We start from the raw sequence: 14,727 nt of genomic DNA, 5'->3' as shown, positions 1-14,727 counted from the left end.
AGCACAAGAAACGGATTCACAGGAAATGCAGCTGTACAGAATTATGAGGGCATTAAGTAGTGTAGGAATTTTTGAAGAATTGGACAGTAAAACTTTTGCATTAAATGACCTCGGGGCTACTTTACTAACGGGAGTTCCCGGTACGGTAAAAGACTTTGTTCTGGCAAATATGAGCGAGCATTTTCCTGCTTTCGCCGATCTTACTTACAGTGTTAAAACAGGAAAAGTACCCTTTGAACATGTCCATGGAATGAATTTGTGGGATTATTACAAAAAATATCCCGAACTGGCTGCCAATTTCGGAAGAGGAATGACCGGATTATCTGGTATGGAACTTCAGGGAATCATCCAGACTTACGATTTTACTCCTTACAAAACCATTGTCGATATAGGAGGCGGGAATGGAATTATGATGTATGCTATTTTGAACTCTTCCTCGGAGAGCTCCGGGATTATTTTTGATGAGGCCCATGTTATTGAAAAAACAATTCAACTTATTCCGGAAAATTTAAAAGCCAGATGCTCTGTAGCTACAGGAAGTTTCTTTGATAAAGTTCCCGAAGGAGCAGATTTATATACCATGAAATGGATTATTCATGATTGGAATGATGAAGAATGTATCAAGATTTTAAAAGTATGCTATGATGCAATGCCCAAAGGAGCTACATTATTAATCATAGATGCTGTCATTCCTGACGAATCTCAAAATCAACCGCATATTGCTAAGTTGTTGGATATCGTAATGATGGCCTGCATTACGGGAAGAGAGAGAACAGCAAATGAATTTAAAAAACTTGTTGAGAAAGCCGGTTTCACATTTCATCGTGTTATTGATATCGGTACCGAAGCCAAAAGTATTGTTGAATGCAAGAAAATATAGCAGAAGATATATGAAAAAAGGTGCTCAGATTTCGGGCATCTTTTTGTTTTAAATACGATCTGTTTTGTATCGTTTTTATTTCGTAAGTTCAATATTATAGATAGCAACCAGCCCAGATGTTACAGGGATTTTATTATCTTGGAGGTAGTTTCCTGCCTTAAAATATACTGATTCCGATTTCCAACTGTTTCCCAGATTGAAAAGACTTATTTGTTGATCTATTTTTACTTTGATTTCCAAATTGTTTTGTTCAATACTATAATCAAATATCTGACCTATAGAAACATTTTTCAAAAGTGTGACCCGGGTTTCTTTATCATTAACTTCCTTCTTAAATCCTGCCTGAAGTTGGCCATTATTCCACCAGATTTTTAAAGCTTCTGTTCCTTTTGAGTTACCATGTATTTGACCAATAATAATTTTTCCTGAGCTTGGTTGCTCCATTATAGCCATCTTTACCTTGAAGCTATGCTTTTTTTCAAAATGCCATTCTTCCGCCTGTCGAAGTTCCGTTCTTGGATAATGTGAGTTTTGTGTAGGTTGGCCATCAGAGGAACAAAACAAACGAATGCTTTTATCCTGTGGGGAGAAGTAAAAATTTTTTGAAGAAAATTGTGCTATATCAGTCCCTTTAATAATACTAATGGAATGATCTTTTTCAATAGGCAACTGGAGATTAAAATCGGTTAGATTAAATTCTGTTTGTGGTACCCGTGGATACATGTTTTGTGCCTGAAGGATATTTGAAAACAAAATAATTAATCCTGAATGTACTATGGTTTTGAAAAAAATCTGCATATCTGAAATGTTCTCCGTTATTGGTTATTACTAATGTATAAAAATTAAACAAAATTTTTATCTGATTTTATTATGTATGATTTTTAAAAATAGTACAAAGAAAAACCGCCTTAAATAGGGAGTTTAACGATATGCTACTATAAGATTTTTGATTTTTATATCCGACAACAAACGACTACAAGTGATTTTAAATAATTTTTTACCGACTGGCCTTGGGTAGTATCGCAAACTTTGCAACAGAGATTTGAGAAAACAGTGAACGTCTCTTATCTGAATTATTAATCTTTAAAATATAAAAGTTATGTCACTAAGAAACAAAGTAACATTAATTGGTTACACAGGTAAAGAAGTTGAAATGGTAAACTTCGACAACGGAAATGTAAAAGCAAGTGTATCATTAGCTACCAGCGATCATTACACCAATGCTAAAGGCGAAAAAGTAGAAGAAACGCAATGGCATAATCTCATTGCATTTGGAAGAACAGCGGAAATTTTTGAAAAATATGTTCCCAAAGGTAAAGAGATTGCCATCGAAGGAAAGCTTACATACAGATCATATGATGATAAAGATGGTGTTAAGCGGTACATTACAGAAATTCGGGTAGATGAGATTTTGCTGTTGGGTGGGAAATAATTAAGACTGCAAATGATGAAAGTAAAGGTTTTTAAAATAAGACTTCCTGAAGAGCTTCTCTACAAAGACCAAAAAATGCTGGACGATTTTCTGGAAGCTAACGAGATTATAAAAGTGGAAACCGCTTTTGTAAGTGATGAATGTTATTGGACTGTTATCTTGTATTTTGAAGAGCCAAGGCTGACGAAAAATACAGTAAAGGAACCAAAAGTGGTGAAATACTCTGCAGAAGGGGATTCTTTGAGCTATGATGAAGAGAAAATTCTAAACGCACTGAAGCTATGGAGGTCAGAGAAAGCCAGGGAGCAGAACCTGCCAACATACTTTATTGCAAGCAACAAGGAACTGATGTCTGTAGCGAAGTATAAGCCTGCTAAAAAAGAAGAGCTACTTGAGATCAAAGGATTCGGAAAACATAAGATTGAAAATTATGGAGAAGAAATACTTGAGATCCTTGAAAGTGTCTGATTTTTTGAAATAAAGGACATTGTAACAACCGGAAGCTGGGGAAGTTTACTTCTTCAGCTTTTTATGCAGTGTAAAAGTCCCTGCAATTCCTTATTTTTGCATATATCAAAATGACATACAAGAAATGAAGCCAAGTTTAGCAAAAGGAACGAGAGATTTTACGGCGCAGGAAGTTTCCAGAAGAAAATATATTATTACTATTCTACAGAATAATTTTGAATTATTCGGATTCCAACCATTGGAAACACCAAGTTTTGAAAATCTTTCTACATTGACGGGAAAGTACGGAGAAGAAGGTGATCGACTGATTTTTAAAATTTTAAATTCAGGTGAATATGCTTCAAAGGTGAATCAAGAAGACTGGGACAATAAAAACCATCAAAAACTTACTTCACAAATCTCTGATAAGGCTCTTCGTTATGATCTTACTGTACCTTTTGCAAGATTTGTAGCGATGAACCAGGGAAAGTTGACATTTCCCTATAAACGTTATCAAATTCAACCGGTTTGGAGAGCAGACAGACCTCAAAAAGGAAGATTCAGAGAGTTTTATCAATGTGATGCAGATGTTGTAGGAAGTGAAAGCTTATTGCAGGAAGTAGAATTGATTCAATTGTATTTGAAATCATTCTCAGATCTGAAAGTTCCTGTTACCATTCATATGAACAACAGAAAGATTCTTTCCGGGTTAGCCGAATATGCAGGAATCACAGACAAACTTATCGATTTCACTGTAGCTTTGGATAAACTGGACAAGATTGGAAAAGAGGGTGTTGTTAAAGAATTATTGGAAAGAGAAATTTCCCAGGAATCGATTGATAAATTAGACTTCTTGTTTAGCCAATCTGATGACGCTTTGGAAAACCTTCTTCAGTTGAAAGAAAAGTTTGCAGGAAATGAGATTGGTTTAAAAGGAGTAGATGAATTAGAGTTTGTCCTTACCCAATCGCTGAATCTTGGTGTTGATATGCAGAATTTAGTATTCAATATCACATTGGCGAGAGGATTAGAATATTATACCGGAGCTATCTTTGAAGTGAAAGCTGATGAAGTGGCAATGGGATCTATCGGTGGAGGTGGTAGATATGATAACCTTACAGAAGTTTTTGGAGTTAAAAATATTCCGGGAATTGGAATTTCATTCGGATTAGATAGAATTTATCTTGTGATGGAAGAGCTGAATCTTTTCCCTGAAGAAGCCTCTTCTAAAATCGAATATTTATTTGCTAATTTCGGAGGTGAGGAAACTACAGAAGCCTTAAAATTGATCATGCAATTAAGAATGAAAGGGATTTCGGCCGAACTATATCCTGAGTCTGCAAAGATCAACAAACAGTTTACATATGCTGAAAAGAAAGGAATTAAAAACCTTGTTTTCTTAGGAGAAGAAGAAATTAAAAATGGTACCGTTACCTTTAAAAATCTTGAAGCCGGAGAACAGAAAACGGTTTCTCTGGAAGAGTTTTTAGGATAAAAATATATTCAGATATATTCGGAAATAGCTCAAGGTTGTTCTTTACTGAAAAGAAACTTTGAGCTATTTTTTATTTATTTTACAACAAATAGAAGAGAATTTGTAATTTGGTCCGGCAGAACTGAGAAGGTATGCCGCTAGAAAATAAACGTATGAGATTTTAATAATCTTAATTTTAATTGAACACCATGGAAAATTACTTAGAAATCAATAAAAATTCGTGGAATGCTAAGGTAGAACCCCATCTAAAATCGGATTTTTACTTTGTAGATGAATTTTTAAAAGGAAGAAGTTCACTCAATTCAATAGAATTGGAACTTTTAGGAGATATAAAAGGGAAACGTATTTTGCATCTGCAATGTCATTTTGGACAGGATTCTATTTCACTTTCAAGAATGGGAGCACAAGTAACGGGAATCGATTTGTCTGATAAAGCGATTGAAACCGCTAAAGATTTAGCTCAGAAATGTGGAACCGATACAGAATTTATTTGTTCAGATGTTTATAATCTTCCGAATGTACTGGATCAAAAGTTTGACATTGTTTATACAAGTTATGGGACAATAGGATGGCTTCCTGATCTGGAAAAATGGGCAGGAGTGATTAGTCATTTTTTAAAGCCAGGTGGCCGGTTTATTATGGCGGAATTTCATCCCGTAGTCTGGATGTTTGATGACGACTTTACCAAAGTTGCGTACAATTATTTTAATGAAAAACCAATTATAGAAACGTATGAAGGTACTTATGCAGATCAATCTGCATCTATTGTACAAGAATATGTCATGTGGAATCACTCGTTAGCAGAAGTGCTTGATAATTTGATGAAAAAGAATTTGAAACTGGACCTTTTTCAGGAATTTGACTGGTCTCCATATCCTTGTTTCAGGCATGTAGATGAATTTGAAAAGGGTAAATGGAGAATTCCACAATTTGGAAATAAAATACCTTTAGTATTTGCTCTTATAGCCCAAAAATTATAAGATATAAAAGATATTAAAAAAACAAAAAAGTCATCGTAACTACTGCGATGACTTTTTCTAATATATGAATGTTAAAAAAACTACTGTCTGTTTTTTAGTTTAAAGAGTCCTCAGCCTTTGTTTTGACTTCGTCAACTTTATTCTGAACCTGAGAAGCAACATCATTTGCTTTATTTTTAAGATCATTACCCCATTTATTAAGATTATCTTTTGCAGTATTGATTTTATCTTTTACCGCCTGTTGATCTTCAGGAGATGAATTCTTATATTTCCAATAAGCTAATGCACCCAAACCTAATAAAGCTAATAAGCCTTTTGCCTTGTTTCCCATGATTTCTATTTTTTTAAGTATTAATATTAAAATTTGTTACTAATACTTATGTAAAATACGTGCCAAAAAAATATATAGAATTATAAATAAATGTTAAATTTAAGAGAAGACATCAAAATTTTTACCATCAAAGCTTGCGAAAACCATAGTAGGATAGGAATCCTGATGATATAGGTTTCCTTCTTTATCTATTGCAATAGCGCCGGCAAATCCGTCAATGGCTTTAAGCTCATCAAATGTCTTATGGAAAGCCTGCTCAAGATTCATTCCGTCTGTAACCCTTGTTACGATTTTTGCAGCAGTAGCATTGCTTACGATATCTTCTCCAACACCGGTACAACTTACAGCACAGAATGCATTAGCGTAATTTCCGGCCACAGTGGCCGAATCTGAAATTCTTCCCGGAATTTCAAATCCTTTTCCTCCTGTAGAAGTTGCAACAGCCAGTTTTCCATCTTTATCAATAGCGACACAACCAACAGTTCCTTTTCCTCCATGATTAAGTTTAGCTTCGTATTCACTTCTTCTTTGGGGAATTTCAGTAGAAAAGTTTTCAAATCCATGTTCGGTAGCATATATTTTTGCTCCATTTCCTCCTAAAACCCTGTCGTCTTCTTTTATAAGGTCTTTAGCAACAAAAATAGGATTCTTTACATCCTGAATATTGATGACTCCACTCAGCTTTTGAGTATCCCCATTCATAATGGCCGCACTCATCCGGATAACACCATCGCTTTGAATTTGTGAACCAATTCCGGCATTGTATAAAGGATCGTCTTCCAATAGAGAAACAACGTAAGCCACCGTATCAAAAGCGGAATGGGTCTGTAAATATTCAAAAGCTTTTTGAGCGATTTCTTTTAAAGAATTTTGTTTTGCAGTTTTTATTTCATGGCTTTGGTCACTTTCAGAGAAAAAACCGCCGTGGATGATGATTTTCATAGAATAAGAGTTGATGAATAATTTTTACGAAGGTAATTTATAAATAAAAGATAAAAGATAAAAGATAAAAGATAAAAGATAAAAGATAAAAGATCTTGTCGTTAAATAACTATTGCGATAATGATTATCCGTTAATTAGGATATCCACATCAATAGGGGGCGATTTAATAAATTTTAAAATATTCCATTGGGTTTGGAGCCAAACTTAAAATAGGAATATTAAATAAAAAAACGGAACCGAAGTCCCGTTTGTATAGTGATAATAAATTATTTTATTTATCCTGTGGTATTGGATTAAATTGAGAATTTTCAATCGTTAGGGTTTTGGTTGTAAGGTCATAATGATCATTCATAGACATTACATGCACCGTCAGGTTATCAATAGAAATAGGTTCTCCAAGGTTGATGTTGGTAAGGTTGGTATCTTTAATAAACCTTCCGTCTACCAAAATAACAAGACCCGAACCTACAGCAGTCATGACATCATTATGGATGTAAAGTCCTGTATCTTCTCCAAGTCCGATTCCTAAGGTTCTTGGATTATTAACCACAGCCTGGAAAAGACGTCCGATTCTGCCTCGTTGCACAAAATGAGTGTCAATAATAACATTATCAATTAAGCCTAATCCTTGTGTTGTTTTAATTTCTCCTTTTAACAATGCTTCAGAACTGCTTCCCTGATAGATCATATTTTCGGAAGCAGCCGCAGCTCCGGCAGAAGTTCCGGAATAGATAAAATCCTGTTCCTGATATTTTAATAAAACAGTATCATGAAATCTCGTTCCACCCAAAATGGAAGTTAATCTAAGCTGGTCACCACCTGTGAACATCATTACATCTGCAGCATTTGCTCTCGCAACCATAGCGTCAGAATTAGCTTCTTCACGGTTATGAATATCAAGAATATTGACATTCCTGGCTCCTAAAAATTCAAATGCTTTTTTGTATTCGGTGCCTACGATCTGTGGAATTTGTGAAGCAGTTGTTACGATTTCAATCACCGAATCCTCCTTTAATTTTGATTCGTTGATGATCTTTCGTAAGATCCCGCGTTCAAAAAAGTTTAGGTTTTTTTCGATATTCTGATCATAATCGGTTTCTGCAAAACTTCCTTTGTTTACAGCACCTCCGATAACTATTAATTTTCCAACAGGTTTCGTCATGGTACAAAATTAAAAAATAATTAACATTGTTTGGCGAATTTCATGCCATCTTTAGTTGATTTTTAATGTTTTAAGAATGTTAATGAAAATTAATCCTTTTTTAGTAAATCTTTAATCGTGGTATGGTTTTGTTTAGGGTTTTACATTATCTTTGGTTATAAAAGGAGTTATTATTAACTGTTAAAATGCCAATAGACTATGAAAATCGAAAAGATTCAGGCACTACGCGGTCCTAATATTTGGAGTATCAGAAGAAAGAAATTGATACAGATGAGGTTAGACCTTGAGGAAATGGAAAATTATCCTACTAATAAAATTGAAGGATTCAGAGAAAGGATTGAAAAATTGATCCCATCATTGATTACTCACAGATGTTCCGAAGGAGTGGAAGGTGGTTTTTTCCATAGAGTGGAAACAGGAACCTGGATGGGACATGTGATTGAACATATTGCTTTAGAAATCCAAACATTGGCGGGTATGGATGTTGGATTCGGAAGAACCCGTGAAACAAAAACTCCGGGAGTGTATAATGTGGTATTTAATTATCTGGAAGAAAATGCAGGAATCTATGCCGCGGAAGAAGCCGTTAAGATTGCGGAGGCACTTATCGAAGGCAAAGATTATGACTTGAATGCATGTGTCCATACATTAAAGGAAATCAGAGAACGTGTCCGTCTTGGACCTTCTACCGGAAGTATCGTAGAAGAGGCGGCTTCAAGAAAAATTCCGTGGATCAGATTAGGTACGAATTCGTTAGTACAGCTGGGTTATGGAGTTAATCAACAACGTTTTCAGGCCACCATTACGGGGAAAACGAGTTCTATTGCCGTGGATATTGCCTGTAATAAAGAATTGACCAAGAAAATGCTTCATGATGCAGCCATTCCGGTTCCAATCGGAGATTTAGTGGTAAATGAAGAAGATTTGGGTATTGTTATCAAAAAAATTGGATATCCTATTGTTTTGAAACCCTTGGATGGTAATCATGGAAAAGGTTCGTCTATTAATGTAAATGATTGGGAGTCTGCTAAGATAGGCCTGGAACATGCTCAAAAATATTCTCGAAAAGTAATTGTAGAAAAATATATCACCGGATATGATTTCAGGGTTTTGGTGATAGACAATAAAATGGTAGCGGCAGCAAGGAGGGTGCCGGCACATGTTGTTGGAGATGGAGAATTGAACATTCAACAGCTTATTGAAAAGGAAAATAAAGACCCACGACGTGGATATGGTCATGAAAATGTACTAACAGAAATAGAAGTTGATAAGGATACACTAGAATTGCTTGAAAAACTTCAGTATAGCCTTGAAACCGTTCCTCAGAGAGGTGAGGTCGTTTATCTGAAATCTACGGCCAATCTTTCAACGGGAGGAACATCCATTGATGTAACAGACATGGTGCATCCTGAAAATATTACGATGGCAGAAAGAATATCCAAAATTATTGGTCTGGATGTTTGTGGCATCGATATTATGGCTGAAAATCTGACTCAGCCTTTGAAAGAAAGTGGTGGTGCTATCATAGAAGTGAATGCCGCTCCTGGTTTCAGAATGCATTTGGCTCCAAGTGAAGGGCTTCCAAGAAACGTGGCTGCACCAGTGGTTGATATGCTTTATCCGCAAGGAAAACCATTTACTATTCCGATTATTGCGGTAACCGGGACTAACGGGAAAACAACCACTACAAGACTCATTTCCCATATTGTGAAAAGTAATGGATATAGGGTTGGTTTTACAACATCAGACGGTATTTATATTCAAAATACAATGTTATCAAAAGGAGATACTACAGGCCCCCTTTCTGCAGAATTTATTTTAAAAGACCCTACTGTGGAATTTGCGGTTCTTGAAACAGCAAGAGGAGGAATTTTACGTTCCGGATTGGGATTTTCACAATGTGATATCGGAGTATTGACTAATATCGAGGAGGATCATTTAGGAATGAATGATATTCATAGTTTAAGAGACCTTACGAAAGTGAAGAGGGTGGTATTGGACAGTGTAAAGAAAAATGGTTGGAGTGTATTGAATGCCGACAACGAATATTCAATGAAGATTGTAAATGATCTTGATTGTAATGTGGCCATTTTTAGTATGGATGAGAATAATCCTCATATTGTCAAATTTGCCAAAGAAGGAAAAATTACCTGTGTATATGAAGAAGGGTTTGTTACCATTAAAAAAGGAGATTGGAAGATCAGAATCGGAAAAGCAAAAGACTTTCCTATAACAATGGAAGGAAAAGCCAGATTCATGATTGAAAATGTATTGGCGGCAAGTTTAGCAAGTTACCTTCACGGATTTGGAATTGAAGATATTTCCAATTCTTTAAGGACTTTTATTCCAAGTGCTCAGCTTACTCCGGGAAGATTGAATGTTTTTAAATTCAAAAGTTTTAAAGTCCTGATCGATTTTGCCCATAATCCTGCCGGATATGAAGCCATTGAAGATTACCTTAAAAATGTAGAATCTACAAAGAAAATAGGAATTATTTCAGGAGTTGGAGATAGGCGTGATAACGACATCAGAGAATGTGGTAAAATTGCAGGGAGAATGTTCGATCATATTATTATCCGAAATGAAAAGCATCTTCGTGGAAGAACGGAAGATGAAATCAATGGATTAATTATTGAAGGAATGCAAGCTTCAGGAAAAGACGTGAGTTATGAGATTATTCCTAAAGAAATCGAAGCTTTGAAACATGCCATTGGAATGGCTGAAGAAGGAACGTTCATTACCGCTCTAAGTGATGTGATCTCCAATGCTATAGATCTCGTTCAGGAATATCAGGCAAGAGAATTGCTTGAAGATGATAAAAATCTTTAGAAAAGAGTTTAAAATAAAAAAAATGGCTGTCCTGTAAAGTGCAGCCGTTTTTCATAGATCTTCTGATTTTTTTAATCTCTCGCTGATTTCACGGAATACGTTGATGCTTGTGCAAAAACCTGCATAATCAGGGAGAACCAATATTTTGATTATATCTTCAGCAATATTCTGGCATGTTGGAGTATTGCGTCCCGATCTTTGGAAAATTCCAGGAAGTATTGGGTTTGCCATTCCTGAGTCTTTATTGCCTGCTTATTTTCGGCTGTATCCCAGGTTGGATATATTCTAAAACCTCGTTTTCCTTTCTTTTTCTCATTAGATAAAATTCCTTTCTTCGACAAAATATTTTTAGGAAAAATAAAAATTCCGGAAAGCTGATCTTTGAAAGCTGCAATAAGATAAAAATCAAAATTATCATTCAGTTCAAAAGGAATTGTTTCTCCATTTTCATCTCTTTTCCATAGTGTTACAAATTGTCCGGTTTTAGTGGGTGTAATTTTAGAAATACGGAACTTGATATTCTTTTCATCTACAGTAAAATTAAAACCTGAATATTCCCTGCATTCTAAGTCTTCTTCAATATTTGAACAGATTAATCCAAGGGGTTGAAACAGTTGTTCTTCAATGGTTTTTAAATTCAATAGTTTTATGTTTAAAGTTCAATGTTTAAGGTTTAAAGTTGGTTACCAACGCAAATTAGTTTTTCCTAATCTGTTCAAATAGGTTACCTTTTAATGTGTGAGGAAATTCACCTCCAATGGAGGGGTGGCAAAAATTCAAAGAATTTTTGACGGGGTGGTTAATAAGGTGCAATCTTCAATTCTCCTCATTTATCCTTCTCCAAAAAATGCATTAGAACTTCCAATCCAAATAGCATCTTTTTTATTAAAATCTACATTTACCATGGCGGCTTTAGTCATTCTTCCAAGGTTTTCCAGTAGAATAGGATGATCCTCATTTTCCTTCCAAATATATAACAATCGAATTTCTGCTTTTGAAAAATCTCCATTGATGTCCTCAAAAACAGGTTCGTAATTTACTTTTCTCTGTAAGATATAATTTTCCTTATCTTCAATGGTATCTGTAGTCTCTTTGGTCGGATTTAGATTAACACCACTTCCGGCAAATGAAAATAAAGGTTTTAATACAAAATCTTCAAGTTTTTCATTTTCCGGGAATTCGTGTAGGAAATAACTCTTGGGAACAAATTGATGCTTCAGCAAAGGGAGAAGGAATTTAGAGATTTTAAAGAACCAGTTTGGGTGTGTAATCCATTTTACATCCACTTCTTCACGGAAATCGAATTCAGTTTTAAGATTCGGGATTCTGTCGAGTTCATCAAATATGACACGATTGTAGATTCTTTTAATCTCTAGAAGTTGACCATTCTTTTCATAGTATAATTTCTTGCCTTCTTTTTTTACCTTCGTTAGACAAACCGTTTTAATACCTAATAATTGTTCTGTTAAGGCAAAATCAATGGCCGTTTTTTGTTTTTCAGGAAAAATTTCGAGAAGGATTACATTTTCAGGATTTTCATCACCTACGATCAGGTCTTTTAAATATTGTTTAAAATCTTCATGAGGCATAGTATTGCTTATCTCGGAAAGAAAAGGATATACCTCACAGAAAGTATCTTCAAAGACTTTTTGAAAAGCGTATAATGAAGGAAATGCCTGTAATTCTATTAATTGTGGTTCAATTTCTCCGTTGGCACTTTTACAGATTCCGAAGTCTATCGTGAAAAAATGAGGTTGATCGGTATCATTGGGTACTCTACAATTTTCAGGAATAGCCTTTTGAAGCGTTTCAGCCGGAAGTCCTTTAATCTGACTGATGATACTTTCACTGGTGTCAAGAAGTTTTTCTTTAAAAGCTTTGGTAAGAATCATCGGACTTTCTGAAATTCTGAAAGAAGGTTCTATACCGCTTTTTTGTTTTAAAATATCTTTGAGCTGCTGATACTTCTCTTCTGAAAATTCCTGGTTAAACTGTTTTCTATATTTTGGGATCATATTTTTTCTTTTGTGATATTGAAAAATCGAGCAAAAATGTTCGATTGGATATTCAAAATAATTTAACCACAAAAGTTACAAAAGGTTTTTCGAAAAAGATTTTAGGACTCTTAAGTTAGTTTAGAATGTTCATGTATAAAAGTTCATACAAGATGAAAATCAAAGATTTTCAAAAACTAAAGCGTACTTCTAAATCAGTTAGTCGTAACTTAAAATAACTTAAGTGTTAAAGCTTTTGCTACTTTTGTGGTTTATTTTAATTTTTTAAGCCAAAGATTCAGCTTCTTTCAAAATGTTTTTTTTTGCGAATTGCAGGAACCTTGGAAGGATTTGATTTCTGGTCAGGATAATTTTATCTTCATCGTCAATTCTATCGATGGTTTCAAGATATTTTTCCATTCCGAAGTTTTCAATCATTGCTTCCCGGTTTTTATCGTCTTTCAGATTTTCGATTAAAGCTTCAGGACTGGCTTCCGGATGAAATTGTGTTCCGAAGATTTCTTCTGAAAATCGAACAGCCATTATTGCCCTTTCCAAATTGATGTGAGGACGGAATTTTTCAATGGCCATAATTTTCATCCCTAATTCTTCAAAACGTTCATGATCAGGTTCAATGAATTGATATGCTCTGGAATCTACCGCATAGAAAGGATCCTGAAGATTTTTAAACAAAAATTCCTCTTTACCTTCTTTAGTTTTGTGAACCGGCATTACCCCGAAAGAATAGGATTTTCTTTTGCAGATATTCCCTAATTTCCAATGGATGCTGGCCAACTGAAATGAATGGCAGATCAGAAAAAGGTACTTTTTATCTTCATTGTATTGATTGTGATCAAAAATGGAATCTAAAAAATGAGCAAACCTGTTTTCCCACTCAAAACCTTCTCTGTGTGGGGTGCCCGGTCCGCCGGAAGAAATAAAGATGTCAAAATCTCCAATTTCCGGCATTTCATCTTTAAACCTCACATCAAATGTCTTGATGATTACATTTTCTTCAGAGTTCTGCTGAAATGCTTCAGAAATTTCTTTAATGTTCCTAAAGCCTTGATTAACATGGTTGTTGTTCATATCCAGCAGAGCAATTCGAATATCTTTCATTACATCATATTTTTTGTAAAGTTACCAAAATATTATGAAGCAGGTTCACCGTGTGTTATACCATACTCGGTTTCGGAAATCATATAATCTACCACCTTGGTAAGGTCACCGGTTTCTTTAAAGATTTGAAGTTGTCTGTCTGCTCCGGTTCCGTTTTCCAGGATTTTCCAGGCATATTCCACTTCTTTGCGGCATCCTAAATCATCTACAACGTCATCAATAAATTCCAAAAGCTCTTTCAATAGAAGAGGATAAGGAACAGATTCTTCTTTTCCGAAATCGATAAGATGGGCTTCGATACCACTTTTAGAGGCACGCCATTTATTTTCGTTCAATAATAATCTTCTGTAACTTCTAAAACTTAGATTTTGTTGATGCAGTTTGTAAATTTTAGCGACCAGACTTTGCATAATAGCGGCAAGGCAGACTGTTTCGTCAATTCTCAGCGGCATATCACAGATTCTGAACTCAATGGTAGGGTAGAATGGGTGAACCCGAAGATCCCACCAGATTTTCTTGGCATTGTCGATGGTTCCTGTTTTTATCAAAAGATCAACATAGCTGTCGAACTCTGCTAAAGAGTTAAAGAAACTTGGAATACCGGTTCTTGGGAATTTTACGAAAATTTCCTGTCTGTAAGATTTGAAACCTGTATACCTACCGATCCAAAAAGGAGAATTGGTAGAAAGGGCATATACGTGTGGGAGGAAGTAACGCATTACATTCTGAATTCTTACTCCTTCTTCGCGATTAGGAATTCCAATATGTACGTGAAGTCCAAAAATAAGGTTTTCACGGGCAACATCTCCCATATCATCAACGATTTTGATGTATCTTTCTCCTTGAGTGATCGTGTTGTCGGACCAATGTGAGAAAGGGTGGGTTCCTCCTCCTGAGACACGCAATCCTTGCTCATGAGCGGTATTGATTAAATGTCTTCGTAAGTTGGTTAATTCTGCTCTGGCTTCCTGAATATTTTGGCAGATACCTGTTTCCATTTCAATCATGGATTCGTGCATTTCATGCTTTAAATTTTCACTTAAAACCGCTTTTCCGCCTTCAATGATTTTCGAAACATGAGAAATAAGATCTCTGCTGTCTACGTCAATGATCTG

14 protein-coding genes are annotated in these 14,727 nt (G+C 35.2%); 6 read left to right on the top strand and 8 right to left on the bottom strand.

The window, feature by feature from the left end; all coding sequences use genetic code 11:
* Nucleotides 1-880 (top strand): methyltransferase (locus tag CW752_RS02525; RefSeq protein WP_101238224.1); only part of this gene is annotated, 880 nt, incomplete at its 5' end.
* A 75-nt stretch (nt 881-955) separates the two neighbouring features.
* Here CW752_RS02525 and CW752_RS02520 read toward each other — a convergent pair.
* Nucleotides 956-1,678: a polysaccharide lyase family 7 protein gene (locus CW752_RS02520; protein WP_101238223.1), complete on the bottom strand. Its 723-nt coding sequence runs from the start codon at nt 1,676-1,678 to the stop codon at nt 956-958.
* Between the two features lie 301 nt (nt 1,679-1,979).
* On the opposite strand from CW752_RS02520, the gene CW752_RS02515 reads away from it, so the two are divergent.
* The 4 genes from CW752_RS02515 to CW752_RS02500 all read left to right on the top strand — a co-directional run bounded on the left by CW752_RS02515 (nt 1,980) and on the right by CW752_RS02500 (nt 5,234).
* Nucleotides 1,980-2,312, top strand: coding sequence for a single-stranded DNA-binding protein (locus CW752_RS02515; protein WP_101238222.1), 333 nt, complete (start codon nt 1,980-1,982; stop codon nt 2,310-2,312).
* Nucleotides 2,313-2,324: 12 nt separating this feature from the next.
* Nucleotides 2,325-2,780, top strand: coding sequence for an HRDC domain-containing protein (locus CW752_RS02510; RefSeq protein ID WP_228401580.1), 456 nt, complete (start codon nt 2,325-2,327; stop codon nt 2,778-2,780).
* Nucleotides 2,781-2,904: 124 nt separating this feature from the next.
* Nucleotides 2,905-4,254: a histidine--tRNA ligase gene (gene hisS / locus CW752_RS02505; protein ID WP_101238221.1), complete on the top strand. Its 1,350-nt coding sequence runs from the start codon at nt 2,905-2,907 to the stop codon at nt 4,252-4,254.
* A gap of 188 nt (nt 4,255-4,442) precedes the next feature.
* On the top strand, nt 4,443-5,234 hold the full coding sequence (locus tag CW752_RS02500) for a class I SAM-dependent methyltransferase (protein ID WP_101238220.1): 792 nt from the start codon (nt 4,443-4,445) through the stop codon (nt 5,232-5,234).
* 94 nt (nt 5,235-5,328) lie between these two features.
* Here CW752_RS02500 and CW752_RS02495 read toward each other — a convergent pair whose 3' ends face one another.
* From CW752_RS02495 to CW752_RS02485, 3 genes are all read right to left on the bottom strand, one after another.
* Nucleotides 5,329-5,565, bottom strand: coding sequence for a YtxH domain-containing protein (locus tag CW752_RS02495; RefSeq protein ID WP_101238219.1), 237 nt, complete (start codon nt 5,563-5,565; stop codon nt 5,329-5,331).
* 99 nt (nt 5,566-5,664) lie between these two features.
* Nucleotides 5,665-6,507, bottom strand: a complete 843-nt coding sequence (locus tag CW752_RS02490) for an isoaspartyl peptidase/L-asparaginase (RefSeq protein ID WP_101238218.1) — start codon at nt 6,505-6,507, stop codon at nt 5,665-5,667.
* Between the two features lie 272 nt (nt 6,508-6,779).
* A complete protein-coding gene (locus tag CW752_RS02485) occupies nt 6,780-7,670 on the bottom strand; it encodes a cyanophycinase (protein ID WP_101238217.1) in 891 nt (296 codons plus the stop codon).
* A 198-nt stretch (nt 7,671-7,868) separates the two neighbouring features.
* Between CW752_RS02485 and cphA the strand changes: the two genes are divergently transcribed.
* Nucleotides 7,869-10,499 carry a cyanophycin synthetase gene (cphA, locus tag CW752_RS02480; protein ID WP_101238216.1) on the top strand — a complete coding sequence of 877 codons (2,631 nt, stop codon included), beginning with the start codon at nt 7,869-7,871 and terminating at the stop codon, nt 10,497-10,499.
* A gap of 149 nt (nt 10,500-10,648) precedes the next feature.
* Here cphA and CW752_RS02475 read toward each other — a convergent pair whose 3' ends face one another.
* The 4 genes from CW752_RS02475 to CW752_RS02460 all read right to left on the bottom strand — a co-directional run.
* A complete protein-coding gene (locus tag CW752_RS02475; RefSeq protein ID WP_228401578.1) occupies nt 10,649-11,140 on the bottom strand; it encodes a MepB family protein in 492 nt (163 codons plus the stop codon).
* A 189-nt stretch (nt 11,141-11,329) separates the two neighbouring features.
* Nucleotides 11,330-12,514 (bottom strand): hypothetical protein, encoded by a 1,185-nt coding sequence (locus tag CW752_RS02470; protein WP_101238214.1) that lies wholly within the window; start codon nt 12,512-12,514, stop codon nt 11,330-11,332.
* A 264-nt stretch (nt 12,515-12,778) separates the two neighbouring features.
* Nucleotides 12,779-13,612 (bottom strand): type 1 glutamine amidotransferase, encoded by an 834-nt coding sequence (locus CW752_RS02465; RefSeq protein WP_101238213.1) that lies wholly within the window; start codon nt 13,610-13,612, stop codon nt 12,779-12,781.
* Nucleotides 13,613-13,644: 32 nt separating this feature from the next.
* A partial coding sequence (locus CW752_RS02460) for a carboxylate-amine ligase (protein ID WP_101238212.1) occupies nt 13,645-14,727 on the bottom strand: 1,083 nt, incomplete at its 5' end.

Source organism: Chryseobacterium sp. PMSZPI (assembly GCF_002835665.1).
In the GTDB taxonomy this organism is placed as follows: domain Bacteria; phylum Bacteroidota; class Bacteroidia; order Flavobacteriales; family Weeksellaceae; genus Chryseobacterium.
This window is presented reverse-complemented; position numbering and strand designations above follow the sequence as displayed.

Excerpts from the sequence above, each read along its gene's own strand:
- CW752_RS02520 (WP_101238223.1), bottom strand. The coding sequence starts at position 1,678 with ATGCAGATTTTTTTCAAAACCATAGTACATTCAGGATTAATTATTTTG.
- CW752_RS02515 (WP_101238222.1), top strand. The coding sequence starts at position 1,980 with ATGTCACTAAGAAACAAAGTAACATTAATTGGTTACACAGGTAAAGAA.
- CW752_RS02510 (WP_228401580.1), top strand. The coding sequence starts at position 2,325 with ATGATGAAAGTAAAGGTTTTTAAAATAAGACTTCCTGAAGAGCTTCTC.
- hisS (WP_101238221.1), top strand. The coding sequence starts at position 2,905 with ATGAAGCCAAGTTTAGCAAAAGGAACGAGAGATTTTACGGCGCAGGAA.
- CW752_RS02500 (WP_101238220.1), top strand. The coding sequence starts at position 4,443 with ATGGAAAATTACTTAGAAATCAATAAAAATTCGTGGAATGCTAAGGTA.
- CW752_RS02495 (WP_101238219.1), bottom strand. The coding sequence starts at position 5,565 with ATGGGAAACAAGGCAAAAGGCTTATTAGCTTTATTAGGTTTGGGTGCA.
- CW752_RS02490 (WP_101238218.1), bottom strand. The coding sequence starts at position 6,507 with ATGAAAATCATCATCCACGGCGGTTTTTTCTCTGAAAGTGACCAAAGC.
- CW752_RS02485 (WP_101238217.1), bottom strand. The coding sequence starts at position 7,670 with ATGACGAAACCTGTTGGAAAATTAATAGTTATCGGAGGTGCTGTAAAC.
- cphA (WP_101238216.1), top strand. The coding sequence starts at position 7,869 with ATGAAAATCGAAAAGATTCAGGCACTACGCGGTCCTAATATTTGGAGT.
- CW752_RS02470 (WP_101238214.1), bottom strand. The coding sequence starts at position 12,514 with ATGATCCCAAAATATAGAAAACAGTTTAACCAGGAATTTTCAGAAGAG.
- CW752_RS02465 (WP_101238213.1), bottom strand. The coding sequence starts at position 13,612 with ATGAAAGATATTCGAATTGCTCTGCTGGATATGAACAACAACCATGTT.